A 13740-nucleotide genomic window follows, 5' to 3' on the forward strand; every position below is an offset into this window, starting at 1 on the left:
GGGCGGTGGCTTTTGCCGCTTCAGGCGGCCGCGTGACTCGCCCACTCCCGATAATCGTCCGGCGCGTCGAGATCGAAGGCGAGACGCTGATCGACCATGATGGCCGGCGTCGCTCCGAGCGCGCGCGCCGCATCGACGTGTTGCCGATAGCTTCCCGGGCCGAAGTGGAACGGAAACGACGCCGCGTAGCACGTGTCGATGCACAGCAGGTTGGTACCATCGAATTTTCGATCCGGGCCGATCACCACCGCAGCGGCTGCGGCGGCGGCGCGGCGCAGGATCTCCGGCTCGACATAGGGCAGATCGATCGGCAGGATCATCAGGCGCGCGAGCGTCGTGACGTCCCGCAGCAACTGGCGCCGCGCTGCGGTCAGCGCGCCGTTGAGACCGTCGGCGCTGTCGTCGATCGCGCTCACGCCGCACGACGCGGCGACGCGGCGGACCTGCGCGTCCGCGCTCACTACCCTGACCTGCTCGGCACCGACGGCCGCAACGGCAGCCGCCAGCGTCCGGCGTAACATGCGCTCACACAGCCGGCGCCGGCCGCCCGGATCGAGCGCGCTGGCCAGGCGCGACTTGCCGAACGCGAGCGGTTTGCAGGGGATCAGAACGTGGGTCATCGCGCCAGCGCCATCTGCTTCGGCACGAACGGCGTCATCACCAGATCCTGCAGCTCCGGCGCGGCGAAGCTGGCGTCGCGGCGCTCGGCATCGACCGGGCGATACAGCGTCGTCCGCTGCGCGGGGGCCCGGCCGACGCGCGTGATCAGAGCTTCCATCGCTTCGGGCGCCAGTTCCTGCCCATGCTGAGTGCCGGCGGCGCGCGAGATGCTCTCGTTCATCAGCGTGCCGCCGAGATCGTTGACGCCGGACCGGAGCAGGCTGGCGACGCCATCCTCACCCAGCTTGACCCAGGACGCCTGGATGTTGGTGATCAGCGGGTGCAGGACCAGCCGCGCCACCGCATGCATCAGCCGAACCTCGCGCCAGGTCGGGCCGCTGCGCGCCTGGCCGCGCAGCGACATCGGAGCCTCCATGTGGATGAACGGCAGCGGCACGAATTCGGTGAAGCCGCCGGTCTCCTCCTGCAGATCGCGAATTCGCAACAGATGCGCGGCCCAACTGTCGGAACCTTCGACGTGGCCGAACATGATCGTCGCCGTGGTGCGCAGACCGACCCGATGCGCGCTGCGCACGATGTCGAGCCAGATCTGCGTGTCTAGCTTGTCGGCGCAGATGATCTGCCGCACCTTGTCGTCGAGGATTTCGGCGGCGGTGCCGGGCAGCGAGCCGAGTCCTTCGTCGCGCAGCATCGCCAGGAAATCCGCCACCGGCATCTGAAGCGTGGCCGCACCCTGGCTCACCTCCAGCGGCGAGAACGCGTGGACGTGCATCTGCGGCACTTCGTTCTTCACCGTGCGCAGCAGATCGACGTAGGTCTTGCCGGTGTAGTGCGGATTGATGCCCCCCTGCATGCAGACTTCCGTCGCCCCGCGATCCCACGCTTCGCGGGCGCGGCGGGCGACCTCTTCGAGCGACAGGTCGTAGGGCCGCCCGCGCAGATGGTCGTGGGTCTTGCCCTTGGAGAATGCGCAGAACTTGCAGGCGTAGCTGCAGACATTGGTGTAGTTGATGTTGCGATTGACGACGTAGCGCACGGTCTCGCCGCTGGCGCTGGCGCGAACCGCATCGGCCGCCTCGCAGATCATGTCGACGTCGCCGCCGCGCGCAGCGAACAGAGCCTGTACCTCGGGCTGCGACAGCCGCGTCCCGCCCGCCGCGCGGACGACGAGTGCCTCCAGTGAAGGGTCGCTGCGGCGCGCGGCGCCGGTCGGCGGGATCGGCGCCAGACCGCCCGGCATCCAACCATCGTCGCGCGGGAAGCCGTCGGCGTCGACTGCTTTCAGGACCTTCGGCAGCAGCGCCGGATCGATCCAGTTCGCGGCGTGGCGAACATAGGCGGGATACACCGCGAGCCGGGGCTGCAGCGTCAGCCCAACCGCTTCGGTCGCCTGCTGCAGCCGCGCGATCTCCGGCCACGGCGCTTCCGGATTGACGTGATCGGCGGTGACCGGCGAAATCCCACCCCAGTCGTTGATGCCGGCGTCCAGCAGCCGCGGATAATCCGCGTAGCTGAGGTTCGGTGGCACCTGGATGTTCATCTTCGGCCCGAAGATCAGGCGCGCCACCGCCGCGGTCCACAGCAGGTCGTCCAGCCGGGGCTCGTGGTGATCGGCGAACCGCGTATCGGCCTTGGCGCGGAAATTCTGCACGATGATTTCCTGCAGATGCCCGTAGCGCCGATGCAGTGACCGCAGCGCCAGCAGCGATTGCACCCGCTCGAGCCGCGTTTCACCGATGCCGATCAGTATGCCGCTGGTGAACGGCACCCGCAGCCGCCCCGCGGCCGCGATCGCGTCGAGCCGCACCGCCGGCAATTTGTCGGGCGAGCCGAAATGCGCTTCGCCGCGCCCGCACAGCCGCTCGGACACGCTCTCCAGCATGATGCCCTGCGATACGCTGACCTTGCGCAGCCGCGCGGTCTCCGCTTCGCTCATCACGCCGGCATTGACGTGCGGCAGCAGGCCGGTCTCGGCCAGGATCAGCTTGCAGATCTTCTCGACGTAGTCGACCGTCGTCGCGACGCCCTGCGCCGCGAGAAATTCTCGCGCGGCGGCGTAGCGCAGTTCGGGCTTGTCGCCGAGCGTCAGCAACGCCTCGTGACAGCCCGCCGCCTGCCCGGCCCGGACGATCGCCAGCACATCGTCCGGCGACAGGAAGGCCGCCTCGACCTGGCGCGGCGTCTTGGCGAAGGTGCAGTAACCGCAGCTGTCGCGGCACAGGCGGGTCAGCGGCACGAACACCTTGCGCGAGTAGCTGATCACATGGCGGTGACCGTCGCGGGCGAGCGTCGCGGCCTCGTCGAGCAGTTCCGCCATCGGCATCGCCTGGTACGCCCGCAACAGTGTTTCGGCGTCCCGCGTGTCCCACACCATGTCGTCGACCTTCATTTCATTGTGCCGCCGACCACGGCGTTCGTCTTGGGTTCGAACATCGTCGTCCGATCGGGACGCGATCATCGGGCGGACCCGCGGCGGCGTACCGCTTATCGGTACGATGTTTCGATAAATCTGACAGTCCCGGCCTCGCAAGTCAATCCGCGCAGCCCGACCAGCCGGGATCGTCCGAACATTTCGCCCTGCTGGACAGCGGTCGCCGCACGGCGATCGTTCCGAAACTGCGCACGTCGCTGTTGTGGATCGAATGATGTTGGCGGCGCCGTTCCGGCGGGTCAAGCGGCTCGGACGCGACTGCCCGCAACATCCGCGCCGCAGAGGCCTAATGACCTGCAAATGCGCAAGCCTTGCCGCGGGAATGAGCAGCGCGCTTTCAATGTCAAATTGACGCGCCGATCCCGTTCCCCTAGATTGAGCGGAACAGTGTTCTCTTTATCGAAACACTTACCGAAATCCAGACGCGGAATGCAATGGAAGTCAGCGCGACATATCTGCTGCAACTACTTTTGAACGGCCTGATGCTCGGCCTGATCTACGCTTTGATCGCGGTGGGGCTCGCGCTGATCTTCGGTGTGCTCGAGGTGATCAACTTCGCCCATGGCGAGCTGTTGATGCTGGGCGGCTACGCCATGGCGCTGACTCTGCCGCTGCTCGGCCTGTCGTATTGGCCCTCGCTGCTGGTCGCCGTGATCGCCACGTCGCTGGTCGGCGTCGTGCTCTACGAATTCTTCTTGCGCCACATCGGCCAGGCGGAATTCGAGCGTAGCATCCTGACCACGCTCGGCATTTCGATGATCCTGCTCTACGGCATGCAGTATCTGTTCACGGCGACGCCGATGATGGTGGACACCGCCTACGGATTCGACGGCGTCGAGATCGGCTCGATCCGCATCACGCTGACCCGCCTGATCGCCGGCGCGCTGTCGGTCGCCGCCTTCACGGGCCTCTATTGTCTGCTGAAATTCACCCAGTTCGGCCGCGCCATGCGGGCCATCGCGCAGAACCGCGAGGCCGCGCTGATGGTCGGCATCAAGCCGCGCCACGTCGCCCGCAACGCCGTCGCGCTCGCCGCCGCATTGTGCGGCCTCGCCGGCGCGGCACTGGCGCCGATCCAGTTGCTGCACCCGGCGATGGGCCAGGCGATGATCTTCAAGGCTTTCGCGCTGGTCGTCATCGGCGGCCTCGGCAACATGACCGGCGCCGTCGTGGTCGCCATCGCGCTCGGCATGATCGAGAGCTGGATCGGCGGCTTCTTCAGCATCGTCTGGCAAGAGGGCGCGATCTTCGTGATCATGATCGTCGCGGTGCTGCTCCGTCCGGACGGACTTTTCAAGCGCGGGAGCATGCGCGTCGGATGACCGAGCCCCGCTGGACTTCCTACGCCGTTCTCGTCGCGATCGCCCTGCTGGCGGCGCTGCCTTTGATGACCGGTTCCAACTACATCGTCGGCATCGCGATCTCGGGGCTGATCTTTCTCGCCGCCGCGGCGTCGCTCAACCTCGTCTACGGCTATGCAGGCCAGCTCTCCTTCGCGCAGCTCGGCTTCTGGGGCGTCGGCGGCTATTGCGCAGCCATCGCCGTCGTCGATCTCGGGCAGAGCTTCTGGTTCGGCATCGCCTTTGCCGGGGTCGTCAACCTGCTGCTGTCGACCGTCATCGGCATCGTCATCACGCGCACCACGCGACACGCCTTCGTTGTGGTGACCCTGACCTTCGCGCTGCTCGCCGGCCTGATCGCACGCGACTGGGTGGGCGTCACCCGCGGCCCGCTCGGTATCCCCGGCCTGCCGCCGCCGAGCCTGATGGGATTCGCCTTCGATACCAGCGCCCGCTTCTACTACATCGCGCTGGTCTTCGCGCTGATCGCGCTGGCTTTCCTGTACAGCCTGAAGACGTCGCGCATCGGCCTGATCCTGAAGGCCGTCAAGCAGAACGCCCCGCTGGTGGAATCCCAGGGCATCGCGCCCGGCCCCTACAAGCTCGCCGCCTTCGTGATCGCCTCGGTCATCACCGGCATGGCCGGCGGCATCTATGCGTTCAACCTGAAGGTGATCGATCCGAGCTTCCTCGATTTCTACTACATGCAGACCTTCCTGATCATCGTCATCATCGGCGGCGCCGGCAGTTTCTGGGCCGTCGTGCTGGCGGGCGCCGCGATGGTGGTGCTGCCGGAAGCGCTGCGCTTCTCCAACGAGCTGCGCATGGTGATCTATGGCGTGGTGCTGGTCGCGGTGATGATGTTCATGCCGCGCGGCGTCTCCGGCTGGCTCGAGGATCGGCGCATCGCGGCCTTGCGGAAGGCGCTGCGATGAGCGCGATCCTGAACGTCGCCGATGTCAGCAAGGCCTTCAGCGGCGTGCACGCCGTGCAGGGTACCTCGTTCGAGGTGGAAGCGGGCAGCATCACCGGCCTGATTGGCCCCAACGGCTCCGGCAAGAGCACGACCATCGACTGCATCAGCGGCTTTCAGACCCTCGATGCCGGCCGCGTCCTGCTCGGCGAGCGCGACATCACCGGGCTGCGCCCGGCGGAGATCGCCAAGGCCGGCATGATCCGCACCTTCCAGAACGTGCGCGTCTACGATTCCTACAGCCTGCTCGACAATCTGCTCGTCGCAGGAGAAGCCTTCCGCGATCTGAACTGGTTCGATGCGCTGGCGCGGACGCCGCGCTATCGCCGGGTCCGCGACGCCGCCGAGGACCGCGCACGCGGACTGATCGAACTGGTCGGCCTGACCCGGCTCAGCGATGCGCCGGCCACGGTGCTGTCCTACGGCCAGAAGAAGCTGCTCGCCTTCGCGGCGGCGATGATGGCGAAGCCGCGCCTGATCGTGCTCGACGAGCCGGTCGCCGGCGTCAACCCGACGCGCGTCAACGAAGTCGCCGACATCCTGCGCAAGGCCAACGCCACGGGCATCTCCTTCCTGATCGTCGAGCACAATGTCGAGTTCATCAACAGCCTCTGTCACAAGGTGATCGTGCTCGAACAGGGCCGCAAGCTGACGGAAGGCACGCCGGCGCAAATCCGCAACGATCCGCGCGTACTGGAGGCCTATCTCGGCATCGCGCGGCCGGCCGCGGCGGAGGCCGAGGCATCATGAGCACCTACCCGAAACTGGAGATCATCGATCTCAGCGCCGGCTATGCGGATGTGCCGATCGTGCGCGATTTCTCCACCCGCCTCGCGCCCGGCTCGATCACCACGCTGATCGGCGGCAACGGCGCCGGCAAATCGACGCTGCTGCGGGCGATCTACGGCACCAATCGCTGGTTCGCCGGCCAGATCGTGCTCGATGGCGAGCCGATCCAACAGCTCGGCCCGGCGGAGCGGCTGAAGCGCGGCGTCGGCTTCGTGCCGCAGGGACGCTGCAATTTTCCGCAGATGACGGTCGCCGAAAATCTGAAGATGGGCTGCTACACGCTGCCCGGCCGGAAGCATCAGGCGGCGATCGCGCGCGTCACCGAGCAATTTCCGATGCTGAAACGAAAGTGGTCGGAGTTGGCCGGCAACCTTTCCGGCGGCGAGCAGCAGGTGCTGGAGACCGCGATGGTGCTGCTCACCGGTCCGCAATTGCTGCTGCTCGACGAGCCGTCGCTCGGCCTGTCGCCGAAGACCCAGGCCGAGGTCTTCGCCGTCGCCAAGGAGATCGCAGCCGCCGGCGTCACCGTGCTGGTGGTCGAGCAGAACGTCCATGGGGCGCTGCTGGTCTCCGACACGGCGATCGTGATGGAGCTCGGCCGCAAGTTTCTCGAAGGCCCTGCCCGCGAGGTGCGCGACGATCCGCGCATCCGGGAGGCCTATCTGGGTGGAAATATCAAGGAGACGATCGAGGAATGACGCCCACCCGCCTGGCCGTCGATATCGGCGGCACGTTTACGGATTTCGCGCTCGAAGTGGGCGACCAGCGCTACAGCCGCAAGGTGCTGACGACGCCGACCGCGCCCGAACAGGGCGTGCTCGCCGGCGTCGGCCTGATCATGCAGGATGCCGGCCTCGCGCCTTCCGATCTCGGCCTGATCATTCACGGCACCACGCTCGCCACCAACGCGATCATCGAGCGCAAGGGCGCGAAGACGGCGCTGCTGGCGACGCGTGGCTTTCGCGATGCCATCGAGATGGCCTATGAGCATCGCTTCGAGCAGTACGACATCTTCATGGACAAGCCGCCGCCGCTGGTGCCGCGCAACCTGCGCCTCGAAGTGCCGGAGCGCATCGACGCCAACGGCCGCGTCGTCGAACCGCTCGACGAGGCTGCCCTCGCCGGTCTCGTGCCAATTTTGCGCGCCGAAGGCGTGACCAGCGTCGCGCTCGGCTATCTGCACTCCTACGCCAATCCGGCCCACGAGATCCGCAGCCGCGACATCCTCACCGCGCTGGCGCCCGACCTCGCCATCACGATGTCGAGCGAGGTCTGCCCGGAGATGCGCGAATACGAGCGCTGGTCCACGGCCTGCGCCAACGCCTATGTGCAGCCGGTCATGGACCGCTATCTGAAGCTGCTCGAGGAGGCGTTGCGCGCCCGCGGCTTCCGCTGTCCGATCTATCTCATTACGTCCGCCGGCGGCCTGACCACCGTCGAGATCGCGCGGCGCTTCCCGATCCGCCTCGTCGAATCCGGCCCGGCCGGCGGCGCCATTCTGGCCGCACATATCGCCAACGAACGCCGGCACGATCATATCGTGTCATTCGACATGGGCGGCACCACCGCGAAGATCTGCCTGATCGATCATGGCGAGCCGCATTTCGAACGCTCTTTCGAAGTCGCGCGGCAATATCGCTTCCTGAAGGGCAGCGGCATTCCGATCCGTATCCCGGTGATCGAGATGGTCGAGATCGGCGCCGGCGGTGGCTCGATCGCATCGGTCGATGCCATGCAACGCGTCCAGGTCGGCCCGGCGAGCGCCGGATCCGAGCCGGGCCCGGCCTGCTACGGCCGCGGCGGCGCGAACGGCACGGTGACCGACGCCAATCTGCTGCTCGGGCGTCTGCAGGCCGATCGCTTCGCCGGCGGCAAAATGCAGCTCGATACCAACGCATCGGCCGCCGCCCTGCAGGCCTCGGTCGGTCGCGCGTTGTCGCTCGATGCCGCGACGGCGGCGCTCGGTGTCATCGAGGTGGTCGAGGAGAACATGGCCAATGCGGCGCGCGTCCATGCGGTCGAGCGTGGCCGCGAACTCGCCAATCGCGTCATGATCGCGTTCGGCGGTGCCGCGCCGATTCATGCCGCACGCCTCGCCGAGAAGCTCGACATTGCGACGGTGATCGTCCCGGCCGGCGCCGGCGTCGGCTCCGCCTTCGGCTTCCTGCTGGCGCCGATCGCCTATGAGGTCGTGCGCACGCGCCATGTGCGGCTCGATGACGGCTTCGATCCGGCGCCGCTCAACGCACTGCGCAGCGAGATGCGCAAGGAGGCCGAAGACGTCGTGCGCCTCGGCGCGCCGACCGCCGAGCTCGTGGAAGGCTGGAGCGCCAGCATGCGCTATCGCGGCCAGGGCCACGAACTCACCGTCACCATCCCGGCGAGCGATTTCACGGCCTCCTCGGTTGCCGAGCTGGAGCGGCTGTTCCTCGCCGATTACGAACAGCAATTCGGCCGCCGGATTCCCGACCTCGACGTCGAGATTCTCGGCTGGTCGCTGCGGCTCGCCACCGTCAGTCCGCCGATCCTCCCCTGCCCGCCAATGCCGTCCGGCACGGCCGCCGAGCCGGCGGCGCATGTCGATGTGGTGGCGCCGCAGACCGGCAAGACGGAATCCATCGCGCTCCACAATCGCCGCGACCTCGTGCCGGGCGCGATCGTCGCGGGCCCCGCGCTGATCGTCGAGGACGAAACCACGACGATGGTGACCCACCGCTACACCGCCCGCATCGACGCGCTCGGCAGCATCGTCATGACGAGGACCTGATCATGGACGTCCACGCCCCTCACGCCGATCCGATGAACGTGATCCATCAGCAGATCATGTGGGATCGCCTGATCTCCGTGGTCGAAGAACAGGCCCAGACCCTGATCCGGATCGGCTTCAGCACCTCGACCCGCGAAGCCGGCGACGTCTCGGCCGGCGTGTTCAACACCGCCGGTCACATGCTCGCGCAGGCCGTCACCGGCACGCCCGGCCACGTCAATTCGATGGCGCGCGCGGTGGTGCATTTCCTCGACAAGTTTCCGGCGACGACGATGCGGCCCGGCGATATCTTCATCACCAACGATCCGTGGAAGGGCACCGGCCATCTCCACGACTTCACGGTGGTGACGCCCGTCTTCCGCGCCGACCGGCTGGTCGCGCTGTTCGCCAGCACCTGCCACGTCATCGACATCGGCGGACGCGGCATGGGCCCGGACGCCCGCCAAGTGTTCGAGGAAGGCGTCTTCATCCCGATCATGCGCTTCGCCAGCGCCGCCGGCACCAACGAGACGCTGCTCGAGATCATCAAGGGCAATGTCCGCGAGCCCGTGCAGGTCGTCGGCGACCTCTATTCGCTGGCCGGCTGCAACGATGTCGGCGGCCGGCAGCTCCTGAAGATGATGGACGAATTCAGCATCGAGACGCTCGACCGTCTCGGCGATCACATTCTGGAGCGGTCGCGCGTCGCCACGCTGGAGGCGATCCGCGCGCTGCCGAAAGGCACGTTCCGCAACAGCATGCGGGTCGACGGCTACGACAGACCGCTCGATCTGGTCGCGACGATGACGATCTCCGACGACGGCATCGATGTCGACTTCGCCGGCACCTCGCCGCCCTCGTCCTTCGGCATCAACGTGCCGTTCTGCTACACTGAGGCCTATGCGAGCTTCGGCGTGAAATGCATCATCGCACCGAAGATCCCGAACAACGAAGGCTCGCTGGCGCTGCTGCGGATGCGCGCGCCGACGGATTGCATCCTCAACGCGCAGCCGCCGCTTCCCGTCGCCACGCGCCATATCGTCGGTCAGATGCTGCCCGATCTGGTGATCGGCTGCCTCGGCCAGGCGCTTCACGGCAACGTCCCGGCGGAAGGCACCTCGTGTCTTTGGAACCTGTTCGCCTTCGGCGGCTCCAGCCAGATCGACGCCGACTCCACCGAGATGATGCGGGCCCGCGTGTTCAACGTGATGTCGTTCCATTCCGGCGGCACCGGCGCGCGGCCGGGCAAGGACGGCCTGTCGGCCACCGCCTTCCCGAGCGGTGTGCGCAACGTGCCGGTGGAGGTCACCGAGGCGATGTCGCCGCTGCTGGTCAAGCGCAAGGAATATCGCACCGACTCCGGCGGCCCCGGCCAATTCCGCGGCGGCCTCGGCCAGGTGATGGAAGTCGTCAGCCTCGACGACACCGCCTTCGCGATCTCCGCCAACTACGACCGCGTCGATTTCCCCGCCCGCGGCCGCGATGGCGGCGCCGACGGCAAGGCCGGCAAGATCTCGCTCGGCTCCGGCAGGCTGCTGAAGAGCAAGGGCCAGCAGACCATTCCGCGCGGCGAAGCCGTGCTGATCGAAATGCCGGGCGGCGGCGGCCTCGGCGATCCCTTCACCCGGGATGCCGCAGCGGTCGCCGCGGACGTGCACCTCGGCATGGTGTCGCGCGAGGCCGCCGAGACGGCCTACGGCGTCGTGCTGCGCGGCGACCACTCCGTCGACGAAACCGCGACCGCCGCACGCCGCGGCCATCGCGCCTGATCCGATCCACACCGATTCCACATTCGCCGAGGAAACCGAAGATGAGCCTGATCCTGAGCGCCGGCCTGCCCACTGGAATGGAAGGCCTCACCTATCCGATCCCCTTCTCCACCCCGGAGACACTGATCAAGATCGCCCAGCACGCCGAGAAGCTCGGCTATCACTCGGTCTGGGGCAACGACCACATGACCACGCAGCATTATGTGCGCGAGGAATTCCCGGTGCCGCCGCGGTTCTGGGAGCCGCTGATGACCTACGCGTTCATCGCCGCGAACACCACGACGCTGCGCTTCGGCACCGGCATCCTCGTGCTGCCGATGCGCCGCGACATCGTGGTCGTCGCCAAGCAGATCGCGACGCTCGATCACTTCAGCGGCGGCCGGCTCGAAATCGGCGTCGGCGTCGGCGCCTACAAGGAGGAGTTCGACGCACTCCGTCCCGAAGGCGGCGCCCATCGCGGCGACATGGTCGAGGAGGGCGTCAAGGCGCTGCAACTGCTGTTCAAGGACCGCGTCGCCTCGTTCGAGGGCAAATACTACAACTACAAGGACGTCGAATTCTTCCCGAAGCCGAAGCAGGCGCGGCTGCCGATCTATTTCGGCGGCAACAACGAGAACCACATCCGCCGCGTCGCGGAGACCGCGGACGGCTGGATCCCGGCCGGCATGCCCGCCGCCAAGCTCAAGAGCATGGCCGCGCGCATGATGGAGATGGTGGTGGCGAACGGTCGCGATCCCGCGCAGATTTCCGTCGCGCCGCAATTCATCGTCCACGGCGCCAGGAATCAGGAAACCGCCGTCGCCCGCTACAAGCAGAGCCAGATGCACAAGCACCTCCTGTCGCTGTCGAAATCGACGCTCAAGGAGGAAGCCGGGCTGGCGATGGAGGACATCAACCTGATCGGCACGCCGGACGTGATCCTGGAGAAGATCGCGAAGCTGAAGGACGCCGGCGTCACCCATCTGCTCGGCATGTATTTCGCGGCGAACGACGTCCAGGAACTGCTGGACCAGATGCAGTTCTTCGCCGAAGAGGTGATGCCGCGGATCGAGTGACACCGCGCATCGCGCATTTCCGGAAAGGCGCCCCATGACCAGCACGCTCGGCCTCTCTTTCGACGGCGGCGAGACCACCGAGGCATTTCGCGCGATGATCGAACTGGGCGATCGCGGTGGCGCCTCGACGGCCTGGCTCGCCTCGCATTTGTTCCAGCGCGAACCGATCTCCTCGGCCGCGATCGCGCTCGGCGCCACCAGCCGGATCAGCATCGCCCTGATGGCGATGAGCCCGTATTCGGTCCATCCGCTCTACGCCACCATGGCCGCGGCGACGCTGGACGAGTACTTCCCCGGCCGCGTCAAACTGTGCTTCGGCGTCGGCGCGCCGCGCGATCTCGAAGCCGCGGGACTCGTCGCCGAGCATCCGCTCGGCACGCTGCGCGAGGCGATCGCGCTGGCGCGGGCGCTGCTCGGCGGCGAAACGGTCGATTTCAACGGCGAGCGCTTCAAGGTCTCGGGTCGACGGCTGTCGACCGGCGCGCGCGACGTCCCGATCTATCTGGCCGCCTCGGGCCCGCAAATGCTCGAACTCGCCGGCGCCGCCGCCGATGGCGTGCTGATCAGCGCGGCGACCTCGCCGGCTTTCATCCGCTGGACGCTCGATCTCGTCCGCAAGGGCGAAGAGAAAGCCGGCCGGGTCATCAAGAAGACGGCGCTCGTCTATGTTTCGGCCGATGCCGACGAGACCACCGCCCGCGACCGCCTGCGTCGCACCCTCGGTTTCATCCTGCGCGGCCAGCACCATGCCCGCAATCTCGAACTCGCGGGCACGACGCTCGACCAGGCCGCGCTGGCCGCGGCGTACGCGCGCGAAGACTGGGACGCGGTGAACGCGCTGGTGACGGACGATGTGGTGATGCGCCACAGCGCCAGCGGCACACCGGAGCAGGTCCGTGCGGCGTTCGCGGCGTATGAGGATGTCGGCGTCGACGAGATCGTGGCGTCCGGCATGGGCACCCCCGCCGACCTGCGGCAACTCCTCGATGCGCTCAAATAGCCGCGTCAGCGCCCGCGACCGCCGGACGGCGCCGACGGCGCCCCCATCTTGCGCGAGACGCTGTCGGCCGCCGACTTCACCAGCGCGTTGACGTGTTCGATCTCGCGCTTGGTCATCCCCTGTCGCGGCACCGCTCCGCTGAGCGAGGCGATCACCTCGCCCGAAGCGTCCCGCACGGCGGCGCCGACCGAATAGACGTTGACCAGGTTCTCCTCGTCGGAAATCGCGATCCCGGTCTCGCGGATCTCGCGCAACTCACCGAGCAGCGCGCGGAACGTCACCTTGGTCTTCTTCGTCAGCCGCTTGTAGGGCTCCTTGCCGAGCACCTCGGCGGCCACCTTGTCGGGCAGCGCAGCGAGCATCACCTTGCCGAAGGCGGTGGAGTGAATCGCGGCGAGCGAGCCGGGCTGATTGTTGATCGCGATCGGGCCGTTGCTCTTGACGACCTTGAGATAGACCATCGCGCCGCCACGTAGCACGCCGAGAAAGCTGCTGATCTGGTGCTGTTCGGCGAGCGCCACCAGTTCGGGCGTGCTGGCGCGGTCGAGATCGTTCTGCGACAGGAACGACGATCCGATCCGGAACGCGCGATAGCCGATGCGGTACTTCTGGGTGTCCGGCGCCTGCTCCGCGAGGCCCGTCGAGGCCAGCGTGCTCACCAGCCGATGCACGATGGTCGGCGACAGCTCCATGCGCCGGGCGATCTCACGCACGCCGAGCGAACCGTTGTCGGACAGCAGTTGCAGAATATCGACCGCGCGTGCAACCGACTGACTTTCAGCACCCATCCCGACCATTCCGATAAACGTAACAGCGTTCATGTATAGCGACGGGGCAGCTGGATTCCAAGCCGAAAGCACTGCGTCTGCTCACCGCTTGTCGGCTCGTCCCGCAATCTGTGCAGCGTTCGCTGGTTTCATGGGCAGTGCGTCGCTTGACAGGTCGCCGCCCGTCTTCTCTAATCAAGTTCGGAACGACGTTCTTTTAATCGGAACACGTGATGCGGTATCGGCCGT

General features: G+C 67.0%; 11 protein-coding genes. 8 read left to right on the forward strand and 3 right to left on the reverse strand.

The annotated features are described in order from the left end of the window. Positions 1–20: 20 nt before the first annotated feature. Entirely contained in the window at positions 21–620 is a 600-nt protein-coding gene (gene cofC / locus SR870_RS13865; RefSeq protein ID WP_322514138.1) for a 2-phospho-L-lactate guanylyltransferase, read from the reverse strand. Beyond that, on the reverse strand, positions 617–3010 hold the full coding sequence (gene cofH / locus SR870_RS13870) for a 5-amino-6-(D-ribitylamino)uracil--L-tyrosine 4-hydroxyphenyl transferase CofH (RefSeq protein ID WP_416221083.1): 2394 nt from the start codon (positions 3008–3010) through the stop codon (positions 617–619). Before cofH ends, cofC begins: the two co-directional genes overlap by 4 nt. A 476-nt stretch (positions 3011–3486) precedes the next feature. Between cofH and SR870_RS13875 the strand changes: the two genes are divergently transcribed. Genes SR870_RS13875 through SR870_RS13910 form a run of 8 tightly spaced genes read left to right on the forward strand, consistent with a single transcriptional unit; the run spans position 3487 to position 12724 of the window. Next, positions 3487–4374: a branched-chain amino acid ABC transporter permease gene (locus SR870_RS13875; protein WP_322514140.1), complete on the forward strand. Its 888-nt coding sequence runs from the start codon at positions 3487–3489 to the stop codon at positions 4372–4374. Beyond that, positions 4371–5327 (forward strand): branched-chain amino acid ABC transporter permease, encoded by a 957-nt coding sequence (locus SR870_RS13880; RefSeq protein ID WP_322514141.1) that lies wholly within the window; start codon positions 4371–4373, stop codon positions 5325–5327. The genes SR870_RS13875 and SR870_RS13880 overlap by 4 nt, the downstream gene beginning before the upstream one ends. Beyond that, complete coding sequence (locus SR870_RS13885) at positions 5324–6115, forward strand: ABC transporter ATP-binding protein (protein WP_322514142.1); 792 nt, start codon at positions 5324–5326, stop codon at positions 6113–6115. The genes SR870_RS13880 and SR870_RS13885 overlap by 4 nt, the downstream gene beginning before the upstream one ends. Further along, positions 6112–6852, forward strand: a complete 741-nt coding sequence (locus SR870_RS13890) for an ABC transporter ATP-binding protein (protein WP_322514143.1) — start codon at positions 6112–6114, stop codon at positions 6850–6852. Before SR870_RS13885 ends, SR870_RS13890 begins: the two co-directional genes overlap by 4 nt. Further along, positions 6849–8921, forward strand: coding sequence for a hydantoinase/oxoprolinase family protein (locus SR870_RS13895; RefSeq protein ID WP_322514144.1), 2073 nt, complete (start codon positions 6849–6851; stop codon positions 8919–8921). Before SR870_RS13890 ends, SR870_RS13895 begins: the two co-directional genes overlap by 4 nt. Before the next feature lie 2 nt (positions 8922–8923). Then, positions 8924–10669, forward strand: a complete 1746-nt coding sequence (locus SR870_RS13900; RefSeq protein WP_322514145.1) for a hydantoinase B/oxoprolinase family protein — start codon at positions 8924–8926, stop codon at positions 10667–10669. Positions 10670–10710: 41 nt separating this feature from the next. Next, positions 10711–11724: a TIGR03619 family F420-dependent LLM class oxidoreductase gene (locus SR870_RS13905; protein ID WP_322514146.1), complete on the forward strand. Its 1014-nt coding sequence runs from the start codon at positions 10711–10713 to the stop codon at positions 11722–11724. 34 nt (positions 11725–11758) lie between these two features. After that, entirely contained in the window at positions 11759–12724 is a 966-nt protein-coding gene (locus SR870_RS13910) for an LLM class flavin-dependent oxidoreductase (RefSeq protein WP_322514147.1), read from the forward strand. A 5-nt stretch (positions 12725–12729) separates the two neighbouring features. Here SR870_RS13910 and SR870_RS13915 read toward each other — a convergent pair whose 3' ends face one another. Then, a complete protein-coding gene (locus tag SR870_RS13915; protein ID WP_322514148.1) occupies positions 12730–13512 on the reverse strand; it encodes an IclR family transcriptional regulator in 783 nt (260 codons plus the stop codon). Positions 13513–13740: the final 228 nt, after the last annotated feature.

Source organism: Rhodopseudomonas palustris, from assembly GCF_034479375.1.
GTDB lineage: Bacteria > Pseudomonadota > Alphaproteobacteria > Rhizobiales > Xanthobacteraceae > Rhodopseudomonas > Rhodopseudomonas palustris_M.